We start from the raw sequence: 23,154 nt of genomic DNA on the forward strand, positions 1-23,154 counted from the left end.
GCTTCCGGTTATTCATCCGCGGCTTGCCGATATGGGGGACGCGGATGTCAGAGAAAGGATACGGGTTCATGACGACTAATAAGCCCCGTCAGGCGGTGACCGCCGGCACCATTGGAACGTACCCTGTTCTGCCGCTTCGCGACATCGTCGTTTTCCCGCACATGGTCGTGCCGCTTTTTGTTGGCCGGGACAAATCTATTCGCGCATTGGAAGAGGTAGTCAAGAGCGATCGCCACATCCTGCTCGCGACGCAGATCAACGCGTCCGACGACGATCCGGCGACCGATGCGATTTATGAAGTCGGTACGCTTGCCAACGTGCTGCAGTTGCTGAAACTGCCCGACGGAACCGTGAAGGTGCTTGTCGAAGGTGCAACGCGTGCGCGCGTGAAGGGATATTCGCGCAGCGACGACTTCTACGAGGCCGAAGCAGAAGCGCTGCCCGAAACGACCGGCGGCGACGTTGAGGTCGAGGCGCTGGCAAGGTCCGTGGTGGCGGAGTTCGAGAACTACGTCAAACTCAACAAGAAGATCTCGCCTGAGGTGGTGTCGGCGGTGACGCAGATCGAGGAGCCATCCAAGCTCGCCGATACCGTTGCTTCGCACCTGGCCGTCAAGATTGCTGACAAGCAGGCTATTCTTGAAGCGGATTCCATTTCCGAGCGTCTGGAAAAGGCCCTTGGCTTGATGGAGAGCGAGATCTCCGTTTTGCAGGTGGAGAAGCGTATTCGCACGCGCGTCAAGCGCCAGATGGAGAAAACCCAGCGCGAGTACTACCTCAACGAACAGATGAAGGCGATCCAGAAGGAACTGGGCGATGAGGATGGTCGGGACGAACTGACAGAGATCGAAGAGCGCATTGAGAAGACGCGTCTCACCAAGGAGGCACGCGACAAGGCATTGGGCGAGTTGAAGAAGCTGCGCCAGATGTCGCCGATGTCTGCCGAAGCTACGGTGGTGCGCAATTATCTTGACTGGATGCTTGGTATTCCGTGGTCCAAGCGCTCCAAGATCAAGAAGGATCTTGATCTCGCCCAAAAGGTGCTGGACTCCGATCACTTCGGTTTGGACAAGGTCAAGGAGCGTATCCTTGAATACTTGGCTGTTCAGCAGCGTGCCAACAAGTTGACTGGCCCGATCCTGTGCCTTGTCGGCCCTCCGGGCGTCGGCAAGACCTCGCTCGGCAAGTCTCTGGCAAAAGCGACCGGACGCGAGTTCGTACGTCTGTCACTCGGCGGCGTTCGCGATGAAGCGGAGATTCGTGGCCATCGGCGTACGTATATCGGCTCGATGCCCGGCAAGATCATTCAGTCGATGCGTAAGGCGAAAACGTCTAATCCTCTGATATTGCTCGATGAAATCGACAAGATGGGCATGGATTTCAGGGGCGATCCGTCGGCCGCATTGCTTGAGGTGCTGGACCCGGAGCAGAACAGCACGTTTAACGACCATTACCTCGAAGTCGATTATGACCTGTCGAACGTGATGTTCGTGACGACGGCGAATACGCTGAACATTCCGGGGCCGCTGCTTGATCGTATGGAGGTTATCCGCATCGCGGGCTATACCGAGGACGAAAAGCTGGAGATTTCCCGTCAGCATCTCATTCCGGAGGCTACGCGCAAGCATGGCCTCAAGGAGGGGGAGTGGGAGATCGACGACGCGGGCCTCTTGCTGCTGATCCGCCGTTACACCCGGGAAGCCGGTGTCCGTAATCTGGAGCGCGAGATTTCCAACCTGATCCGTAAGGCGGTGAAGGAAATCGTACTCAAGAAGACGGAGGCCGTGCATGTCACGGAAAGCAACCTCTCGGATTATCTGGGTCCGCCGAAGTTCCGCTTCGGGGAGGTGGATTCCGAGGATCAGGTTGGCGCTGTCACGGGCTTGGCCTGGACTGAAGTCGGTGGTGAATTGCTGACGATTGAAGGCATCACCATGCCCGGAAAGGGCAAGATGACCGTCACGGGCAACTTGCGTGACGTGATGAAAGAGTCGATTTCGGCGGCGGCATCCTACGTCCGGTCACGGGCAAGAGATTTCGGTATCGATCCGGCGTTCTTCGATACGCATGACATCCACGTCCACGTGCCGGAGGGGGCGACTCCGAAGGATGGACCGTCTGCCGGTATCGGTATGGCGACGGCCATCGTCTCGACGGTGACAGGAATCGCTGTGCGGCGCGATATTGCGATGACTGGTGAGGTCACGTTGCGCGGACGTGTGTTGCCGATCGGCGGTCTTAAAGAGAAGCTGCTCGCCGCATTGCGTGGCGGGATGAAGAAAGTGCTTATCCCCGAGGAGAATGCCAAGGATCTCGTTGAGATTCCGGAAAGCGTTAAGAACGGGCTTGAAATCGTTCCGGTTTCCAGAATGGATCAGGTTCTTTCCCACGCATTGGTAAGACAGCCGGAGGCGCTGGAGATCACAGACACCGTGACGACGGCGGCATCCGGGGATTCACGATCCTCCGGGGAAGAAGGCGATAGCGTTGTATCCTTTGCGCATTAAGGATAAGGCAAGGGAATAATTGTTGAAAACAGCCCTCCGGAGCATCTCCGGAGGGTTTTTTTGCGAAAAATCCATGGGAAGGCATTGCCTTCGTTGATAATTTGCGGCATAGGGTGACGCTTGCCGCAGCGTGATAAGGCAACTTCACGCCGGTTGAGATTATTTGACCGTAACTCGCGATGACGGGTTCAGGAGGACCAGATGAACAAAGGTGATCTCGTTGCAGCTGTCGCCGACAAGGCGGGCCTGACCAAGGCACAGGCAGGCGATGCGCTGGATGCTGCCCTTGAGGCGATCACGGCGGCGCTCAGCAAGGGCGACGAAGTCAAGCTGATCGGTTTTGGTACCTTCGCAGTTGCCGATCGTCCTGCGGGCACGGCGCGCAACCCCCGGACCGGCGAGACGATCGAGGTTGCCGCATCTCGCACGCCGAAGTTCAAGGCTGGCGCCGGCCTCAAGGATGCCGTCAACGGCAAGTAAGGCGTTGTCCGATTTAGGGCAACACGATTGATTCGTTGGCTGTTTACTTCACAGCGAGCGAAACAGATGTGGTCAAACTGAGTCGGACCCGCTGAGCTGTGAGTAGCTCTACACCCGATCAGCAGAAGATTGTCTGTTTCAGCAATGATGACAAGGTGCAGAGCAATTGCCCTGTATCTTGTCCAGCTGTTTCTTATACTATCTTGAAATGCTTGCTGGGTTGCTTTAAAGTAATCGAATAGGCATGATAGATTGATTTGGTTGTCCGTAAACCTCATGCGTAAGAGTGTGGGACGCGTGATCGGATCAGTTCCGATGGCGAATAATGTTCAGGGCGGTTAGCTCAGTTGGTAGAGCGCCACGTTTACACCGTGGATGTCGGGGGTTCGAGTCCCTCACCGCCCACCATTCCCACTATCCGGCAAGATACGGTAATGTCCGGGGGAGGGGATAGGGAACCCTGGCTTTTTGATCCCATGGTCAGGTCAGGGGATGGACCTTTCGATCAAGGAAGCTGCGGCCAAACGCTTTCATTGCGATAGCCACGGTCATCTGTGTACGTCGCCTGAGACGCTCAGCAGCCACCTGCCTTGCGAATATATCTGCAAGATCTGGACTTTAGAGCCAGGCAGATTCATCCTCAACCCGATACACCAGGTGCGGGGACTAAACATCTGGTATGTGCACCTTCGCTGCTTGCGTGATATGATTTTCACGCTTCGGAATCCGCTCGGTGCACCCGCGAGCCTCCCGCATGACGTGGCAGGGGCGATTCTCCAAATTATTCGTATCTGCCAAAATCGAAATTGGCGCAGGCATTGATATGCTGGAGAGAAATCCAATAATATGGACCCCTCGCCGCATTATACGATCGACATGGATATAGACGCCTGCACAGACCAGCGACGATGCTTTCCAGGGTGGGGGGAGTGATGCGAATCATCACGACTCATTCCTGTCGGGGTGGCACCGGCGTATCGACGATCGTCGCCAACCTTGCTGTGCTTCTGGCGGAGCGCGGCCATCGGGTCGGGGTGATTGATGCTGCGGTGTACTCCCCGGGGCTTCATGTGTTGTTAGGGCTCGATCACACAATCCGCCGCTTTACTTTGAGCGATTATCTTCAGGGGCGCGGCCCGGTGGAGGAAGCGGTTGTCGACGTTACTGACAGCGTGCTTCCGTCGACGCGCACGAATTCCTCCGGCCGGATTTTCTTTGTGCCGGCCAGCATGCGTAATGGGGATATTGCTCACATCCTCAAGCATGGATATTCCGCCGAGTTACTGAACGAGGGTATCCAGAGCCTTGGTCCCCGCTTTGCGCTTGATTTCCTGCTGATTGACACTCAACCGGGAGTCAATGGGCATGCCCTGCTGTCGATCGCGCTCTCCGATGCGCTGCTTCTGGTCCTGCGTCCCGATCATCAGGATTATCAGGGAATGACGGTGACGCTTGATCTCGTTCGCCGTCTGGAGGTTCCCCAGCTGCTGCTGGTTGTCAACAAAGTGCTTGCCGTAATTCATGGCTCTGGCATTGAGGAAGATATTTCCGCCGCCTGCCGCACTCCCGTCGCTGCCGTCCTCCCGCTCGCGGAGGAGCTCATCCGGCTTGGTAGCAAAGGCGTACTTGCGGCGGCCATGCCCACGGCTCCTTTTATCGGGCATCTGAGGCAAGTCGTGGCGCTGCTCGACGAAAGCGGTCGATATTATCGATGATCCGTGAGCCGTTGCTCCGTTCTTTGGAGAACGTCGCGGCGGGCACCGGATGAGAAGGCATCGAGAAAGGCACCCGCATCTGCGGGCCGGAGATTTTCATCGAACGACAACGCCAGATCCACGACCCGGCGGGCACTGGCGCCAAGGCTTGGCAGGGCAGGAGGGACAAGCCGCCTCTCCCGCGCCTCGACAGCAGACATGCGATTGAAGGGGTGGCGTCCGTTCAGCATTAGATGGACGAGACAGCCAAGGGCGTAGATATCATCGCGCAGGGAAGGGCCTCGCCCACAAATACGTTCCGGGCTGGTGAAGGCAGGTGTCAGCACGACTACGACATCGCCCCCGTCTTCGGTCGCGGCTTTCATGGAACCGGGCCGAATTTGAGCGGATCGATTTTCACCAGGCGATTCCTTGTTTGGAGCGAAATTCGATCGATCGAATGGTTCCCTCTGATCGGAAAGCACTTTGGAAGAAATGCCGAAATCGAGGATCTTAAGCCGGCCATTCTCACAGAGGAACAGATTACCCGGCTTCAGATCTGCATGGGCGACGCCGTGGTAATGGGCATAGGCAAGCCCTGCGCAGAGGTCTACCACCGCACGATAGGCACGCTGACTGCCGACGAAATCCGCGTCCCCATGCAGCACCGTTTTCAGGGAACTGCCGCGGAGCCACTCCATCACGATGAATGGATGTGGGCCGTCACGGTCGCAATCGTGGACGGTCACGATATTGGGGTGAGCAAGTTCCTGAGCGCTGCGGGTTTCCGCTCCCAGCGCAGCAAGCGCTTCAGGGCGGTTCGCCAGCGGCCCGTTGAGGAGCTTCAGCGCCACGTATGGTTGGGGGGCGCCGGCTTCCAGACGACGGCGGTCCACGGCCCGATAGACGGTGCCCATGCCTCCGCGTCCAAGCACCGTATCAAGCACGAACCGATCGCGCAGCAGGTGTCCGATGGTTGGCGGTTCCTGAGCATGCATCCGTGCAGGTGCAAGGCTATCGCTCATCCGGGTATCGGTTCTGGCGTGCCGGCGCAGCCGGGCACCGTGGAATGCGGCAAGCGCTGCGTCGAGATCGGCAGCAGGGAAGGGAGGGGCAGCGCCCTCGGCCAGCGCGGTATCGAACAGATCGACGGCCAGCTTGTAGGGGATTCGGTGGCTGTTGACGAGATCCTGCAGGCATTGCGCAAGCATGGTCTGCGTCTCCTCGTCGGAACATGCCTCTCCGAGCTCGGATGCTGCCACATCAAAGGCACGCCGTCCCGAAACGAAGGCAAACAGGATGGCGTTTATTTGCTGGCGAATAGCTCGCTCCCGTTCCCGATGGAACCTTGCACCCGTAAACTCCGCTTGTGATTGCGTCGCCTCGTAATCCCGGCTGGTTTCGGGAGCTGCCGTTACCAGAGAGAGGGCAGCATGCGGTTGGATTTGAATCGCTCCAGAGAGGCGGTCACGTTGATGTCGTCGATTTTCACAGAGATGTGGTTGACGCCATTCGTCTTGACAGGTAGCTGGGCACGCCATTGCGCCGTGTCTATGGACCGGAAGCCTGCTACGATGCCGATGACGGTGACGTCCGGCGGTAGGGACTCCTCATACTTGATCGTGGCACCGGGCTGGATCAGATATTCGCGCTTGCTAACCAGATCGTCACCGAGCGCCTCGGCGTTGCCACCAAAGATTGCACCGAAGTCGTGTTGAAGGAAAGCTGTCGCTGTCTTCAGAGTGAAAATACGCAGCAAGACTGGAGACGACAGACCAGTTGATGACGGGTTGATCGTATCCGTCGCCTGAATGGTTATGGCCGCTGATGTCTTCGGGGTAGACTTCATGGTTCCGCATCCAGCGATCGCCATGAGGCTGCCGAGCACGAACGTCCTCCGGCTCCAGTCGAGCCTCCGGTTTTCCGCGACGCGCCCTTCACATGGCCCAGCTTTTTCTGGCGGTATCATTCCTGTCGTTTGCCGGGGCGAGCCGCAGAGAGATCCTGTTGGAGAGATCCTGTTCATGCAACCATACTCCTGAACAAACGCTTCCCGGCGCTGCTACTCACAATTCCGATGGGCCCGATGGGATTGCCGCTCCGATCACGCCAATCTGGTGGGCAACAAAATCATCTCATCCTGACAAAATGACGACGAATTGAGAGATTTAAATAATTTTCCGCAAGTATCTACATATACACAAGGCGTACATATTCCTAGCGTATAAAGCTATCAAAGCATATTAAAGATTATATGCTTAATATTTTCTTATAATATATAAGATACGTTCGACGTATAAATTATAAATAGATACATAATACATGTTGTATACAAAAATTTCTATTTTAATTTATATTTTTATTTTGTTGCATCTTTCGGTGCTATTCATCAGGGAAGCAAAATGATTGCTGTTGATCTCAAATCGTTGATCCTCCGTCTTGATGACGTTTGCCGTAAGTCGCTGGAAAATGCTTCCGGTTTCGCGCTGATGCGGACCCACTATAATGTCGAGATAGAGCACTGGTTCGCCAAGTTGATCGAAATCGACGACTCCGATGTTGGCCTTATCCTGTCCCACTTTGAGATCGACCATGGGCGGCTTGCTGCCGATTTCGGTCGTGCGCTTGACAAGTTCAAGACCGGCAACGCCCGGGCGCCTGGGTTCGCCCCCGACATGGTGGATCTCGTCAAGCAGGCCTGGCTTTTCGCTTCCGTCGATCTTGGTCTGCGCGCGATCCGCTCCGGGCATCTGTTATGGGCACTGATTGCGGACGAGCAGCAGGGATGGCGTATCGATGACATCTCGACTGAGCTCAAGCGCATCTCGCCTGACATCCTGAAGCGGGAGTTCGTCAAGATCACCGCCACCAGCAGGGAGGCCGGCTCGGGTACGGGGGCCGGCGCTACGCCAAATGTCGACGGGGCTGCCGGTTCCGCAGCCGGCGGCGCCGGTAACGCTGGCGAAGCGTTGCAGCAATACACGCTCGACCTGACCGCAGAGGCGCGGGCCGGGCGTATCGACCCCATCCTTGGCCGCGATGAGGAGATCCGTCAGATCACGGACATCCTGATCCGACGCCGGCAAAATAACCCGATCCTCACCGGCGAGGCGGGCGTTGGCAAGACGGCGGTGGTGGAAGGCTTTGCGCTGCGCATTGCCTCCGGCGACGTGCCCCCGGCGCTGCGCGACGTGGCGTTGCGCTCCCTCGACCTTGGCTTGTTGCAAGCCGGGGCCAGCATGAAGGGCGAGTTCGAAAATCGGCTGCGTGCTGTCATCGATGGTGTCAAGGCGAGTCCGAAGCCGGTGATTCTGTTCATCGACGAGGCCCATACGCTCATCGGCGCCGGTGGTGTCGCGGGCCAGGGCGATGCCGCGAATCTCCTGAAGCCGGCGCTGGCGCGCGGCGAGCTGCGGACCATCGCCGCCACCACATGGGCGGAGTACAAAAAATACTTTGAAAAGGACCCGGCGCTGGTGCGTCGCTTCCAGGTCGTGAAAGTGGAGGAGCCGAGCGAGCCGGTTGCGGTGGCAATGATGCGCGGCCTCGTGGGAACGCTCGAAAAGTTCCACAGCGTGCGCATTCTCGATGAGGCGGTGAACGAGTCTGTGCGGCTGTCCGCGCGTTATATCCCTGCCCGTCAGCTTCCCGACAAGTCGGTATCTCTGCTGGACACAGCCTGCTCCCGCGTTGCTATTAGCCAGGCAACTATTCCGGCTCCTGTCGATGACCGGCGTCGTCGGCTGGAGCTTATTGATACCGAACTCGGCATTCTCAGTCGTGAGACTCTGACTGGCGCCGCACATGGTGCGCGTCAGGACACGTTGACGGAGGAGCGCGCCGCCGTGGCGGCCGAACTGACGGCGCTTGAGGCGCGCTGGCAGGAGGAAAAGGCTTTCGTCGAGCGTCTGGACGCGCTGCGTAAGGAACTGGAAGCGCTTGAACCCGGCGCCGATACAGTGGCGACACTACGTGCCGAGTTCGACGAAGTCACTAACGCCCTCAAGGCTTCACAGGGCGAGCAACCGCTGGTTTTCCCGCTGGTGGACGGGCAGGCGGTGGCCGAGGTGGTGCAGAACTGGACCGGCATTCCCGCCGGCCGAATGCAATCTGACGAAATCCGTTCTGTGCTGGCGTTGCAGTCTGCGATGGAGCACCGGGTGGTGGGCCAGTCCCATGCTATAGCTGCGGTGTCGCAGGCGATCCGTACTTCCCGCGCACGGCTGACCGATCCGCGCAAACCAGTCGGTGTGTTCCTGATGGTTGGCCCATCGGGTGTTGGCAAGACTGAAACGGCGCTCACCCTTGCCGACCTGCTCTTCGGCGGTGAGCAGAATCTCACGACCATCAACATGACGGAGTTCAAGGAAGAGCATAAGGTCAGCTTGCTGATGGGCAGTCCTCCCGGCTATGTCGGCTATGGCGAGGGCGGCGTGCTCACCGAAGCGGTCCGCCGCCGGCCGTATTCGGTAATCCTGCTCGACGAAATGGAAAAAGCCCATCCGGGTATTCAGGATGTGTTCTTCCAGGTGTTCGACAAGGGCCAGATGAAGGATGGCGAAGGGCGCGACATCGATTTCAAGAACACTCTGATCATCATGACGTCGAACGCTGCTTCAGACCTCATTGCCAAGCTTTGCGCCGATCCGGACACCATTCCGGACCCTGCGACGCTGGCGGAGGCGCTGCGTCCTGAGCTGACGAAGTACTTCAAGGACGCCTTCCTCGGCCGTGTGACGCTGGTGCCTTATCTGCCGCTGGCGGATGAGACGATCCGCATGATCGTGGAGTTGCAACTCAACCGCATCCGCAAGCGGGTGTATGAGTCTCACAAGGCGAGCTTCGAGTACGACCCGGCGCTGGTGGAAACGATTGCCAGCCGCTGCACGGAAAGCGCTTCGGGCGCCCGCAACATCGAGAACATCCTCTCGCGCACGCTGTTGCCGGAGATGTCGGCGCGGGTGCTGGAGTCGTTGGCTACCGGCATGCCGGTCACCCGTATCCATGTCGGCCTCACCGAGGGTGGGGACTTCAGCTACGTGGTGGAATGAACCATTGCCGCCTCCGGATCACTGGTCCGGAGGCGGATATAGTTGAAAGTATTTTCCTTTTTATTTCAGTTGGTTATAGAATTTCAAGGTCAACATGACTGTTTGCTGATATTCGTCCGGCCGGTTTCCGTTTGGGGAATGCGCCTGTGGGTCAAGGATGGACGGATCGGGAAAAACTCCGGGGTTTCACCATGCCGCCTGCCGCTCGTATCGGGGACAACGTCTTGCAGACCGCGCCCCATTGTCATGCGCCCATTCACCCGCCCGCGCTGGTGCCGACTCCGATACCGCATCCGGCGATGCCGCTTGCCATCATCAAGGGGTGCCCTACGGTGCTGATCGGCAAGATGCCGGCCGCGCGGATGACGGATACCACCGTTCCCTGCATGCTCGCGGGCTGTGTACCGGCGGGACCGGGGATGATCATGAAGGGTTCCGCCACGGTGCTGATCGGCAAGATGCCGGCGGCGCGCGTGGGCGATACCACGCTCCATGCGAGTTGCGTTGCGCCGATTCCAAGCCCTGCTGGCAACATCATGCCGCCGGGTTGTCCCACCGTGATGATCGGTGGCTGACATGCGAGTGCTGCACTTTGAAACATTGCGACCGATCTGCCCTGCCTGCCGCTTCGCCGGGCGGGAGAGCCCGCTGGCGCTCGCACCCGGCGCGCGGATCGTGGATGGTGACGTGCGCGCCGGGATACTGCGCTGCACCGCCGCCGAATGCGGCCAGGCTTATCCGGTCATCGCTGGAGCGCCGGTGCTGATGCCGGATCTTGCCGGTTGGTTAGCCAGCAACTTGCCGCTGGTGTTGCAGGGCGATCTTGATACGGAGGAACTGGAGAACCTCGTCGGCGCGGCAGTGGGGCCGGATGCGGCTTTCAACGTCATACGACAGCAACAGGCAAGCTACGCATACGATCATTATGGCGATCTGTTCGCGCCGGATGAGGCGGGCAGCATCCGCCGGGGGTTGGCAGTGGCTTCCGCGCGTTTGCCGGCTACGCAAGGGCCTGTGCTGGACATCGGTTGCGCGGCGGGGCGCACCACGCTGGATATGGCGGCCAGTGATGCGTTCCCTGTGCTGGGGATCGACGTCAACTGGCCGCTGTTGAAGATCGGCCGCGGGGTGATCGATGACGGGGTTGTGCTTTTCCCCCACCGGCGGGTGGGCGTGAGGTATGAGCGGCGCAGGGTGGCGGCGGAATTCGCGGGGCGGGAGCGCGCGGATTTCTGGATCGCCGATGCGCTCGCGTTGCCGTTTCCGGCGGGAGTGTTCGGCCGGGTGGTGGCGATGAACGTGCTGGATTGCGTTGCCGATCCTGCCGCACTGATGCGGGAAGTCGAGCGGGCGCTAGGACCAGAGGGGCAGCTTGTGGTGGCGACGCCTTATGACTGGGCGAGCCACGCGACACCGGCGGCGGCGTGGCTCGTGGATGGCGAGGCGGTGGCAGGTGTTGTGGACTTGGCTAACCGGGCAGGTGGTAAGCCGGAGTCGGCGTGGCTGCGGGCCGTTGGCCGGGAAGAGCTGGAATGGGATGTCCGGCTGCATGACCGCGCGACGGTGCGTTACAGAAGTGAGTTGATGCTGTTTTCTCGGCATTGGAATGAGCGGGTGCGCAATGAGAGTAATACTTGAAATTGCAACGGCAATTAAGTACGACGGATTATAATTATTATTAATTTAGGTGTATGTGCATTACTGTAATTACGTTTTATTTGTTTTTGTAAAAAATATATGGGTATTAATTGTCAACGAATTGTCGACCATGATGAATTTGATGTTGCTGCACCCTGAGAGCAAATTTGCAAGACGCATCAAAACAGAAACATACAATCACAGAAATAAAAATACAAAAAAATAGGTTTAAATTTTTTACAAAAAATATATTTTATATAAATTATAACATTAAATATAAAAATTATTTTTACTTTACTTATGAAGTTTATTCAATAAAAACAATAAACTCAAATTAATAGTATTTATACGAAAAATGTATTAAAATTTTGTCGTTTTAATGTAATAAAATGTTGTTATGTATTCATTGCGCTGGTGGCGCATTGTATAATGGAGATTTTAAAATGGCTATTTACGTTGATTATGAAGATATCAAGGGTGAAGTTACTCAGGACGGATTCAAGGATCAGATCGAAGTCCATTCGGTTTCATGGGGCGTTGGGCGCGGCATCAGCATGACCCCGGGCGCCACCGGCAACCGTGAGTCGACCGAGCCATCGGTCAGTGAAATCTCGATCGTGAAGCAGTTCGATGCTGCCTCCACGAAGCTGTTCACGGAAGCCTGCACGGGTTCCAAGGGCAAGACGGTCAAGATCAACCTGGTTTCCACCGGCAATCCCGGCGCGAAATACGTCGTCTATACGCTGACTGACGCGCTGATCTCGTCCTACTCGGTCTCCAGCAGCGGCGACCGCCCGTCTGAGTCGATCTCGATTTCCTTCGTCAAGCTCGAGTTCGAGTTCATCCCGATGGACAAGGAAGGCAAGCCGAAGTCCTCGATCAAGGTCGCCTACGACCTGTCCACGGCGAAGACCAGCTAAGACTGTTCCTCATTCGCCGAAGACGCCGGGCTATACGCAACGCGGCCCCGCGTCTTCGGTGGTTCCACTTTTCGCGGTGGTTCTACTTTTCGTATGTGTCCGGCGTACCGCGGCGCAGGCTCTCCCGCCAGCGGATCTGGGGTGATTGAATGAGCGCTCTCTATTCTCCCGTACAGAAGGGGCGGTTGCTGTCGTTGACAACGCCGCTCGGGAGCGATGTGCTGATTCCGACCGCCATCTCGGGCAGTGAAGCATTGTCGGAGCTCTTCGAGATGAAGATCTCGATGATCTCATCCAACGCGGGCATCACCGCAGACAGTCTGCTCGGCAAGCCGGTGACCCTGAAGATCAGCCGCCCCGATGCCGCCCCGCGTGCATTCAATGGCATCGTCGCGGCCTTTTCGGCTGGCGGGCGAGCCGTCAGCGGGCACAGGCGCTATCAGATCGTGCTGCGGCCCAAGCTATGGCTCCTCACCCTGACCGCCGATTGCCGCGTGTTCCAGAACCAGTCCGTGGTGCAGATCGCCGAGACCCTGCTGTCTGAAGGAACTGTCTCTGATTTCAAGAAAAAGGGGCTTACAGGGACTCATGTCGCGCGGGAATACTGTGTTCAATACAATGAAACCGATTATGATTTCCTGCGGCGAATTCTGGCTGAAGAGGGTATCTACTTCTATTTCCAGCACGGCGACGGCGCGCATACGCTGGTGTTGAGCGACAGCGCCGCCGGCTATGGCGATTGCGGCGAAGATTCGGTGTATTATGCGCCGCCGCTCTCCGGCGAGACGATCTCGATCGAAAGCTGGAATCCGGGATATCGTTTCGTGTCCGGCAAGGCCGCGCTGACGGATTATAACTTCGAACAGCCCGCATCCGATTTGACGTCCAGCACCGGGACAGCGTTGTCCAACGGGGCTTTCAAGACGTGGGAAGTTTTCGATTATCCCGGTGATTATCTCCAAAAGGGCGATGGCGCGGGCGCCTCCCGCCTGCGTATGGAGGCGGTGGAAGCCGGCTATGCCGTCGTGAACGGGGCCGGTGCCTACCGGCTGTTTCAGCCGGGCGGCAAGTTCACCCTCGACAAGCACGAGGTGACGTCGGAGCAGGGCAAGAGCTACGTGCTCGCTTCCGTCAACCATGAGGCAGAGGACAACACCCACCTCGGCAATGCCGCGGGCGAGCCGCGGTACAGCAACAGTTTCACGGCGCTGCCGGCGGAGACGCTGTTCCGCCCGCAGCGCCAGGGCGCCCGCCCGCTAATCCCCGGCCCGCAGACTGCAATCGTCGTCGGTCCCTCCGGCGAGGAGATCTATTGCGACAAGTATGGCCGCATTCGTGTCCAGTTTCGTTGGGACAGGCTTGGCAAGGGTGACGAGAAAAGCTCCTGCTGGGTGAGGGTTTCGCAGATGCTGGCCGGGCCGGGCTGGGGTAGCCAGTTCACGCCTCGGGTCGGCATGGAGGTAATCGTCGTCTTTCTGGAGGGCGATCCGGACCGGCCGCTCGTGATCGGCTGCGCCTACAACGGCACCAACGCGCCGCCCTATTCCCTGCCGGACAACAAGACGCAGAGCGGTTTCAAGACGCGCTCCAGCAAGGAAGGCAGTGCGACCACGTTTAACGAGTTGCGCTTCGAGGATAAGAAGGACAGTGAGCTGTTCTATATTCGCGCACAGAAAGATTATACGCGTGAGGTCGAGAACGATGACACGCTTCAGGTGAAACACGACCAGAAGATCACCATCAAGAACGACCGGATGCTGACTGTCGAGGAAGGCAACGACAGTACGACCATTTCCAAGGGAAATCACGCGCTCACGGTGTCGGAGGGCAACGACAGCGCGGTCGTATCGAAGGGCAATTCGTCGCTGACGGTCTCGCAGGGGAACGCGTCGACTGACGTGAAGAGCGGGAACTATGCGGTGAAGCTCGGCTCCGGCAACGCGACTTTGCAGTGCGATGGCGGCAGCATCACCCTGAAGGCGGCGCAGTCGATCACCCTCAAGGTGGGCAGCAACTCGCTGACCATCAGCCAGACGGGGATCGCCGTGAAAGGCACGCAGATCACCCTCACCGGGGATGCGAAGGTACAGGTCGGCGGCCCGATGGTTAACATCAACGGCGACGGCATGGTGCAGGTCAAGGGCGGGATCGTCACGATCAATTAGCGAGGCTGACCGATGGTTGATGTAGGCTTTTTGCCGAAGTTCCGTTTCTCGCTCGCCGAGCAGCTTTGCACGCTGATCGAGCCCGAAGAGGAAGCGGGCGCGCTGCTTCTGCCGGGCCAGTCGGCTGTGGACTTCGTCAAGGCGTTGGTGGCGGACGGACAGAATATCGACGCCATCCGCTACATCGCGGTGGCTCTGCCGCGTCGCGAGGCGGTGTGGTGGACTTGCGCAACCCGGCGCTGCCTTTTGCCGGAAGATCTGCCGCCGGCAGAAGCCGAGGCGTGGGCGATTGCCGAGACCTGGGTATACGAGCCCACCGAGGCCAACCGCCGTGCTGCCTTCGCCTATGCCGAGGCGCTGAATTTCGGAACCGCGGGCGCCTATGCCGCGCTCGCGGTGTTCTGGTCCGGGGGAAGTCTTGCGCCGCCGGAAACCGGGGAACTCGTCCCGCCGGGAGACCAATTGACGGGCAGTGCCGCCGCCGCATCGGTCATCTACTGCTGCGTGCCGGGAGAGGCCAAAATGATCGGAAAGCGGCACGAAGCCGCCCTCGCAATCGGTATCGACATCGCCAACGGTGGCAATGGTCTGCCCCCAACGTGATGAAAGGCTGAGAGTTCCATGCCACCGCGCCTCAAGCTCACAATCGTTGAACCCTCAGATTTTGAGGGAGAGCGGACGCGAATCGTGGAATCAGGCCCGTTCTGGATCGGCCGCGAAGCCGACAACGACTGGGTGATCGTGGACGACAAGCGCACGATCTCACGCCATCATCTGATGATCGATCTCAAATCCGGCGTTTTCGTGCTCACGGATACGTCGTCGAACGGTGTTTTTCTGAATGATGCAGAACGTCCGGTGGGGCGTGGTCACTCGGCGATCGTGAGCGACGGCGACGTGTTGAACGTGTCCCGTTTCAGCATTGCACTCTCGGTGCTGGAACGCGAGGATTCCGCGCGTGACCCGTTCCGCGCTATGCTGCCGCATGCTGCCGCAGAGGTGAATTCCGGGAACGGTTCCGTTCCGGTTCCAGATGTCGAGGCGGATGCCTGGGGGAAAGTGCCTCGGCCATTGCGGGAGTACGACACCGTTCAGGGGGGCAAGCCGTTGTCCGGGTTTTCGCCGGATGACGGCATGCTGCCCCCGTCGCCGCTTGCCTCCGGCCGCCGCGAGTGGGGGGGCGGACAGGCATCACCCATGCTTCTCTCCGGCATGCCGCTGCCCGGCGGCCTGACCCAGACCTCGGATCAACTCAGGCAAGAGTTGTGGAGCCGTCAGTCCGAATCCGAACACCTGTCGCCTGAAAGGCAGGTGCTCGACTCTGCCTCGCCGACATCGATCTTTATTCCAGAGGACTGGGACGCAGAGGAGATCTCCGGTGCGCCTTTTCCGGTCGAGGAGGAGGCTGCTGCCTCCTTTGCGTTTCCCAATTCGCCGCCTGAGGCTGTCTCTGCTGCGTCGCAGATCCCCGCTGAGTTCGCCAAAGCCCCACTCATCGGGGCTCCGAAAGACCATAAGCCGGCTTTTGAATCCTGTATCCAGATGCTCGTCGCTTTCGAGTGGCTGGAATGGGTGCTGGAGCAGCCTGGAGAAGAGCGCTTCTTTGGCGGCGATCCCAGGGTCGTGGCTGACAGGGTCGCATCGACCGCGCCGGAGGTTCTGTCGGGCCTCGTCGATCAACTTCTGGCACGCGCCAGCGCGGCTATTTCGGCCATCGCCGCCGGCTCTGCCGCTTCTGTCAGCGCGGCGTTGCTGGAGATGAAAGAGGCTCTCGAAGCGTCGTCGGAGGCGATTCCGGTAGAGACTAAATCCGGCATTGAGCCAGATAAGCATGTACTTGCCGCTTTCGCATGGCTGGAATGGTCGCTGACGCGGCCCGGAGACGAGTGCTTCTTCGGCGGTGATCCGAATGCTGTGATGGACAAGATCGCTTCGACGCCTTCGGCAGTTCTGTCGGACGTGACCGACCGTCTGCGGACGCGGGCCCGCGAGACCATTGCAGCTATTGCCAGCGGACAGGTCGCGTCGATCAACGCTGCTGTCGTCCCCCTGCAGGAGGATGAAAAGGCGGCAGGATGAAAGGCAACTCCTGGCGATTTCGCTATCGAACGTTCCAATCGGCTATCCCGCCTGACGGAGACGACAAATTATGAGACATCACGACAAGGTCGTCTGGTCCGAGGGCATGTTCCTGCGGGCCCAGCATTTTCAGCAACAGGATCGCTATTTCGAGCGGCTCTTGCGCCAGCGCGTGGAGGGATTGCGTCCGTTCTCGTGGGGGCTTCGCGAGCTATCGCTCGATGCAGGCTTGCTGGCGCTTGGGAAGGTCGCGGTAGATCGATGCAGCGGTGTATTCGAGGATGGTTCGCCGTTCAATATTCCTGACGATCACGTGGCGCCGACGCCCATCAACCTGCCGGTCGGTACAACCGATACGATCGTCTATCTTTGTGTTCCCGTTCAGCAGCGCGGGGCGCCCGAAGTGCAGGTCGGAGCGTATTTCAAGGGTTCAGCCCGATTCACCGCGGCGGAGTCCGAGGTGGCTGACGCTATCAACGGCGCCAGCGGGCAGGCGCGGATCAGAACGGCTGCTCTCAACCTCTCGCTCCAGCTCCAGAATGAGGACCGCAGCGGATTTCATAGCCTTGGCCTTGCACGGATCGCGGAAGTTGCCGCCGATCGCCGTGTGCGGCTTGATCCCGCCTATATTCCGCCTTTCATGGATACCGCGGCCTCACCCACGCTTTCCGGTTTCCTGACCGAGGTCATGGCGATGCTTCATCACCGGGGCGAGGCGCTGGCGCCGTTGGTCACAGGGACATCCAGCCGTGGTGTGGCGGAAATTGCGGATTTTCTGTTGCTGCAACTCATCAATCGCGCGGAGCCGTTGCTCAAGCATTTCCGCGATCTCTCCGGCGTACACCCGGAGCAGCTTTATGCGCGTTTTGTAGAACTTGCGGGAGAACTTTCCACGTTTACTTCGCCCCGGAAACGGCCGGAAGACTATGCAGTTTACCGTCATGACGATCTGGAGCATGTCTTCGCTACGGTTATGATAGCGCTGCGCCAGTCGTTGAGCGCGGTTGTTGAGCAGGCCGTGGTCAATATTCCTTTACAGGATCGCAAATACGGTATTCGCGCGGGTGTCATACCGGACAAGACCCTGCTGACCAGCGCGACCTTTGTCCTTGTGGTCAGGGCAAGTATGCCCGAAGAGCAAATTCGCCGTGCCTTGCCTGCCTTGATCAAGATTGGCCCTGTCGAGCAGATTCGGGAGCTTGTCAATGTCCAGCTTCCGGGAATCCGCGTCCAGCCGCTTGCCGTAGTGCCGCGGCAGATCCCGTATCAGTCTTCTGCGGTTTATTTCGAACTCGAACCCAATAGTCCGACCTGGAAAAGCATGGCGTCATCCGGCGGCATCGCGGTGCACCTGTCTGGTGAGTTTCCGGATGTATCCATGGAGTTATGGGCAGTAAGAAGAAAGTAAAGTCAGGCATATAATTCAAATATTATTATATCGATATTCTTATTCAAATATTTGAAAGTGCGATTGGAAGGCGGCGTATGGTGGGCGAAATGCAGGCGGACGATGAAGACGTGACGATTAAGGCGTCCACGGCGCTCCTGCGCCAGCAGCGTTCCACACTGCCGGTGCCTGGCGGCAAGTTCGGGAAACCCGCAAGCTCTCACGAGGACGGCGATCCAAAGACCGGGCCGTCAAAGGATACTGCAGACAAAGGTATTGCACCCAAGAACGCCCGTCTTCGCGTGCCGGTCGGCATCACGCCGCCGGCTGGCGGTGCAGGCGGCAAGGGGGACAGCTTTCCCTTCAATGTATCGGCGGCGAATTCCGTCTTTCGCGACTCCGTGAAGGTGGGAGTTGATCATTCTGCGGCGTTCTCTGCGGCTATCGAGATCTTTCGCGGCAATCCTGCCCTGTCTCTGGCCGTGCCGATATTCGAGCGGTTCATGTATGTGCAGACGGGCGGGAGACCAGGCGATGTCAGCGCATTCCACTCGTCGTTGACCAATGCGCTCGTTGATTATGAAAAGCAGGTGTTGACGCACGGCATCCCGCCGCGCCACGCCTCCCTGCTGCTTTATGCCCTGGCGGCGACCATAGATGATGTGATCCTCAACACCAGTTGGGGCAAGGACAGCGCATGGGCCACAAAGAGCCTGATCTCCCTTTTCTTCCGGGAGACGTGGGGCGGTGAGCGGTTTTTCGTTCTGCTTGCCGAAATGATGGGCTCCGGCCCGAAATTCGTGCAGGAAATCGAGGTCTATTATTTCTGCCTCATCTTTGGCTTTGCTGGAAAGTACCGGCTCAATACGCACGACGGGGCAGAGCTGGGCCGCATCCGCGAGGAAATCGGTCAGTTCTTGCGCGACACTCACGGCACGCCCCGGTCCGAGCTGTCGCCGACATGGCGCCCTGTCGCGGTCGAACGGCGCGGGCTGCGGGATTTCCTGCCGTTCTGGTTGGGTTGTATGGGAGTGGTGATCCTGCTCCTGCTTCTGTTCATCATACCGAACATCGTGTTGCAACGGAACACGACGCTCACGGTGCGCGAAGTCGAGAGTCTCGTCTCCAAGGCCGTTCCAATTCGCCCCTCGGCGCCTCCCCCGGTTCAGCCGGCCGCGATCGCTGCTGCCCCTGCTGAACCGCCGCCGCCAGCTGTGGTTCAAAGCCCGTTCGAAGTCGTCTCCGGCATGTTGCAGCCCCAGCAGGCAGCCGGCCTGCTGCGGGTCACGATGATGGATGGCAGGGTCGCCGTCATCACGACACAGGAGTTGTTCGCGTCAGGATCCACAAACCTCAATGATCCTTATCCGCGTGTGATGCAGGCCGTTGCCGCCGCTCTGGACGGCCTTCCCGGGACGGTGACGGTGATCGGCTATACGGACAACGTGGGGGTCCGGCCTTCCGCGCGCTTCCCCAACAACCTGGTGCTTTCCACCTTGCGTGCGCAGGAGGTGGCGCGGGTCATTGCGCAAGGGCTGGGAGACCCCTCACGCGTGTCATACACGGGCAGGGGCGCGGACAATCCGATTGCCCCCAATACCACGCCGGAGGGGCGTCTCGCCAACCGGCGTGTCGAAATATTTTTGACGGCTCAATGAGTTGTTGCAACGGAATCGTGGATCATTCGGGTCATGTTACAGACGATACGAACTAGGCCGTTCTGGCATTGGGTTTTGATGGCCGCCGTCACCATCACGCTGACGCTCGCCACGTGGTTCCTTGCTCCCTTGCTGACGATCGGTGGCCACTCCGTGCTGGCGGACCCGCTGGTGCGCCTGTGCGTCACGCTCATTGTTTTTCTGATCGTCGTCGTCGTCTTGATCCTGTGGTTCCGGCCGGGGGCGGCGCCCAAGAGCGAGGAGACGGCGTCGGAAGCGGAAAACGACGCCAGAGCCCGGATCGAGTCGCTGGATCGCGGGTTGAAGCGTGCCATGGAGATCCTGCGCACCATGGATCGGTCGCGCAGCCGGACCTATCGTTACACCTTGCCGTGGTATCTTGTGGTCGGGCCGGAACGCTCGGGGAAGAGCTCGCTTATCCGCATGTCCGGGTTGCGTTTTCCTTTGGGCGACAAGCGCGGCGGGCAGGTTTCCGCCGGGGTTGGCTATGTGCTCTCCTTTGCCGACAAGGCCGTGATCGTCGACACGCCCGGGCTGGTCGAATCCCATCTTGAGAGACGGGTGTGGCGCAGCTTCCTCGGCCTGATACGCCGTTATCGGCCGCGGCAACCGCTCAATGGCCTCATCCTGACGATCGACGCGCTGGAACTGAGGCGCTCAGCCGAATTCCAGTCGTTGCCAATGCATACCGAACTGCGTCGGTATCTCGTCGATATTCAAAGCCGGCTTCATGTGCGGCTTCCTGTCTACGTCGTCCTCACCAAGGCGGATGAGATACCGGGCTTTCCGGAGTTTTTTGCAAATGCATTGCCTGCCGAGCGCGACGGCGTTTTCGGTGTGACGCTGCCGCTTCTCGATGAAAAAGGGTTGACTGCGGAGGGTGAGGACGCTGCCAAGGTTTTCAGCCGCGAATACGATGCATTTCTACAGTGGCAATTGCCGCGCGTTCTCGATCGCGCCGGCAGTCCTGGCGAGGTATCGCCGCGTTTCAAGAGCTTTATGTTTCTGCCGCATATGGGCGCGCTTAAATCCAGGCTTCAGGAGTTCATCGAAGACGTTTTCCAACCGAATGAATTCGAGCATCCGCTGCTGTTGAGGGGGGTCTACTTCACGAGCGCCGATGGCGGGGTCATTGACGGGGAGGAGGCGGAAGGCGGGATGTCTACGCCGATGGAGCCCAGCGGGAATACCCGCAACCGTGGCATGTTTATCCGCGATATGCTGGAGAAAGTCGTTTTTGCCGAAGCCGGACTTGTAAGCCGCGACAAGCACAGCCGTCGGGCGGAGTGGTGGGCCCGGTGGGGTATTGCCGGCCTCGTCACCGCCGCGGTGGCCGTATTGGTTATCCTGGGAGCGCTGAACATTGTCAGGGTGCACTACATCGTTGACGATGTCCGGCAAGACGCCGCACGGATAAAAGCCGAGTTCGGGGGCGCCATCATTCGTATTTCCGAGCCGGAACAGAGCGACATGGCAGTGGTGCTGCCGGCGTTGCAAGCCCTGGCGGCCCTGCCGACGGGCTGGGATGAGCGAAATAAGCCTGAGCCATTCCAGCTTTTTGGCAGCAAATCGATGTATCATCAGCTTTCGCGCGCCACGCGGGGGGCCTATGCCACGTCGCTGCGGCGCATCTTCCTGCCGATACTCGATGCCGATCTGGAAAAGCAGATTCAGGATAATATGAATGTCCCGCGAGAGCTTTACGGGGCGCTCATGAGCTACCTGATGCTCGGCAATGTCGCGCCCATCGATCGCGACGTGATCGTGGCGCGGATGTCGAACTATTGGCGGAACATGTATCCCGGCCCAATGTACGCGTCACGCCGCGAGGCTCTGGTCCAACAGCTCGATAACCTCATCAATGTCGGTTTTCCGGCTATGGAACTCGATCAGGGATTGGTGAGCCGTGCCCGCGACGTGCTGGAGGCGTTTCCGCCGGCGCAGAGGGGAATGGAACTGTTGCGCGCGCTTCCCGAGATCAGGGATCTGCCCCCCTGGCGACTGACCGATATCGCCGGGCCGCTGGTGCCCCATGCTTTTGTGCGCCGTTCGGGACGGTCATTGTCCGAGGGCATTCCCGGAATGTATCGAGCAGACGCGTTTTCAACCACGGTGTTGCCAGCGATCTCAAAGCTGGCGGATCGGGTGGCGGCCGAGGAGTGGGTCCGTTTTGCCAATCCGGGCGTGGACTGGGAAATGGAAAAGGATGCGGCCGACATGGCGCAGCAAATGATCGCGCTCTATGTCAACGATTACACGACAGCCTGGGAGAACATGCTGAACGACGTGACGATCGCGCCGTTCACGAGCTTCCAGAAGGAGCTGAGCATTCTGCAATCGCTGCTCGGGCCGCCCTCTCCCCTTGCCGCCTATCTCCAGTCGGCGGCCCGGGAGACGGCGGTCTACCCGCCGTCCGCTACCGATGCGCAGGCCGCGCTCGCAGATGCGCACGGGGCGGCAGCAGCTCCCAACCCTGCTCCTCAGCGCGACCCGTCCTTCCCTGGCAACGCGATTACCGATCATTTCGAGCCGCTGCGCCAGCTCGTCAGCGGCAGCCCGAGCGCTCTCGATCAATTGGTGTCGTCGCTTTCGCAATTGCGAGCGCTTATCGGCCCGTTGGCCGCCGTCGGCGACGCAGGTGCCTCCCAGGTCGTAAACGTGACGGGCAATCCGGCCTTTGCTCAGATTCTCAACCAGTTGCAGCTCGAAACGACGGGAGCGCCTCAGGCGTTGGCTGAATCCGTGGCGGATCTGGCGCGGAACACATCGGGCGTGGCGAATGCAGGTGTCAACGTGGACATCAACGCCGCCTGGAAGGCGCAAGTGCTTCCCTTCTGTCAGGCCGCCATCAATGAACGGTATCCGTTCTCGGTATCGAGTAACGAGGTGACAATCGCGGATTTCAGCAAGATGTTCGGGCCGGACGGCCTGATGCAGCAATTCTTCGACAAGCAACTCAAGCCGTTCGTGGATACTGGCAGCAATCCCTGGAAGCTGCACGGCAATTCGGTGGCGCGGCCTGACCTTGCCCGTGGCGCGCTGCTCTATTTCCAGCAGGCTGCCGCGATCCAGAAGGCATTTTTCGGCAGTGGAATGTCGCCGCAGATCGCCTTTACTGTGACTCCGGTTGACCTCGATCCGGGGGCGATGAGTGTTACGCTGACGATTGACGATCAGTCCCTGACCTATCAATACGGCCCGACACAGACCGTCCCCATGCAATGGCCGGGCGCGAAGGGCGGGGTCCGCGTCGCATTCGGCGCCACTCAGCCTGGCAGGCCGTCCTCTGTCAGTATGGATGGGCCGTGGGCGCTGTTCCGCTTTCTTGATAGCCGGACACTGAAGCCGGTCGGGGGATCGCGTTACGAGCTCGGCGTCAATATCGACGCGCGATCTGCCAGTTTCTCGATCGAGGCGGCGAGCGTCTATAACCCTTTCCAGGATAACGTTCTTGCCGGGTTTCGTTGTGCGCCGTTTCTCGTAGGGCAATGAAGAGGCACAATACATTGCAGACAAAAATGTCATATCGACGTCGCATGTGGCGAGCTAGACTG

15 protein-coding genes and 1 tRNA gene are annotated in these 23,154 nt (G+C 59.1%); 14 read left to right on the forward strand and 2 right to left on the reverse strand.

The genetic code is table 11. From position 1 onward, the window contains the following. Positions 1-68 precede the first annotated feature (68 nt). The 4 genes from lon to FHS81_RS01050 all read left to right on the forward strand — a co-directional run bounded on the left by lon (position 69) and on the right by FHS81_RS01050 (position 4,702). Complete coding sequence (gene lon, locus FHS81_RS01035; RefSeq protein WP_183750182.1) at positions 69-2,507, forward strand: endopeptidase La; 2,439 nt, start codon at positions 69-71, stop codon at positions 2,505-2,507. Positions 2,508-2,708: 201 nt separating this feature from the next. Continuing rightward, positions 2,709-2,987, forward strand: a complete 279-nt coding sequence (locus FHS81_RS01040; protein ID WP_183750183.1) for an HU family DNA-binding protein — start codon at positions 2,709-2,711, stop codon at positions 2,985-2,987. Between the two features lie 332 nt (positions 2,988-3,319). Beyond that, positions 3,320-3,395: transfer RNA gene (locus FHS81_RS01045), tRNA-Val, on the forward strand. 524 nt (positions 3,396-3,919) lie between these two features. Then, positions 3,920-4,702 carry a MinD/ParA family ATP-binding protein gene (locus tag FHS81_RS01050; RefSeq protein ID WP_183750184.1) on the forward strand — a complete coding sequence of 261 codons (783 nt, stop codon included), beginning with the start codon at positions 3,920-3,922 and terminating at the stop codon, positions 4,700-4,702. Here the strand turns inward: FHS81_RS01050 and FHS81_RS01055 are convergent. Both FHS81_RS01055 and tssJ read right to left on the reverse strand, forming a co-directional pair. Then, positions 4,693-5,892 carry a serine/threonine-protein kinase gene (locus FHS81_RS01055; RefSeq protein WP_183750185.1) on the reverse strand — a complete coding sequence of 400 codons (1,200 nt, stop codon included), beginning with the start codon at positions 5,890-5,892 and terminating at the stop codon, positions 4,693-4,695. The two genes, FHS81_RS01050 and FHS81_RS01055, sit on opposite strands and share 10 nt — an antisense overlap. 203 nt (positions 5,893-6,095) lie before the next feature. Next, complete coding sequence (gene tssJ, locus FHS81_RS01060; protein ID WP_183750186.1) at positions 6,096-6,569, reverse strand: type VI secretion system lipoprotein TssJ; 474 nt, start codon at positions 6,567-6,569, stop codon at positions 6,096-6,098. Between the two features lie 514 nt (positions 6,570-7,083). Between tssJ and tssH the strand changes: the two genes are divergently transcribed. From tssH to tssM, 10 genes are all read left to right on the forward strand, one after another. Then, positions 7,084-9,732, forward strand: a complete 2,649-nt coding sequence (gene tssH / locus FHS81_RS01065; RefSeq protein ID WP_183750187.1) for a type VI secretion system ATPase TssH — start codon at positions 7,084-7,086, stop codon at positions 9,730-9,732. Positions 9,733-9,923: 191 nt separating this feature from the next. Then, entirely contained in the window at positions 9,924-10,307 is a 384-nt protein-coding gene (locus FHS81_RS01070) for a PAAR domain-containing protein (RefSeq protein WP_183750188.1), read from the forward strand. Between the two features lies 1 nt (position 10,308). Then, positions 10,309-11,370, forward strand: a complete 1,062-nt coding sequence (locus FHS81_RS01075) for a methyltransferase domain-containing protein (RefSeq protein ID WP_183750189.1) — start codon at positions 10,309-10,311, stop codon at positions 11,368-11,370. 443 nt (positions 11,371-11,813) lie between these two features. Continuing rightward, on the forward strand, positions 11,814-12,290 hold the full coding sequence (locus FHS81_RS01080; RefSeq protein WP_183750190.1) for an Hcp family type VI secretion system effector: 477 nt from the start codon (positions 11,814-11,816) through the stop codon (positions 12,288-12,290). 149 nt (positions 12,291-12,439) lie between these two features. Next, positions 12,440-14,455 (forward strand): type VI secretion system Vgr family protein, encoded by a 2,016-nt coding sequence (locus tag FHS81_RS01085; RefSeq protein ID WP_183750191.1) that lies wholly within the window; start codon positions 12,440-12,442, stop codon positions 14,453-14,455. 12 nt (positions 14,456-14,467) lie between these two features. Further along, entirely contained in the window at positions 14,468-15,058 is a 591-nt protein-coding gene (locus tag FHS81_RS01090; RefSeq protein ID WP_183750192.1) for a DUF6931 family protein, read from the forward strand. An 18-nt stretch (positions 15,059-15,076) separates the two neighbouring features. Beyond that, positions 15,077-16,534 carry an FHA domain-containing protein gene (locus FHS81_RS01095; protein WP_183750193.1) on the forward strand — a complete coding sequence of 486 codons (1,458 nt, stop codon included), beginning with the start codon at positions 15,077-15,079 and terminating at the stop codon, positions 16,532-16,534. A gap of 70 nt (positions 16,535-16,604) precedes the next feature. Then, on the forward strand, positions 16,605-17,942 hold the full coding sequence (gene tssK / locus FHS81_RS01100) for a type VI secretion system baseplate subunit TssK (RefSeq protein WP_183750194.1): 1,338 nt from the start codon (positions 16,605-16,607) through the stop codon (positions 17,940-17,942). A 77-nt stretch (positions 17,943-18,019) separates the two neighbouring features. Then, positions 18,020-19,579, forward strand: coding sequence for a type IVB secretion system protein IcmH/DotU (icmH, locus tag FHS81_RS01105; protein ID WP_183750195.1), 1,560 nt, complete (start codon positions 18,020-18,022; stop codon positions 19,577-19,579). Between the two features lie 78 nt (positions 19,580-19,657). Then, the gene (gene tssM / locus FHS81_RS01110; protein ID WP_183750196.1) at positions 19,658-23,092 is read left to right on the forward strand and encodes a type VI secretion system membrane subunit TssM; all 3,435 of its coding nucleotides are present in this window, start codon (positions 19,658-19,660) and stop codon (positions 23,090-23,092) included. Positions 23,093-23,154 lie beyond the last annotated feature (62 nt).

This window comes from Pseudochelatococcus contaminans, from assembly GCF_014195635.1.
Lineage (GTDB): Bacteria > Pseudomonadota > Alphaproteobacteria > Rhizobiales > Beijerinckiaceae > Pseudochelatococcus > Pseudochelatococcus contaminans.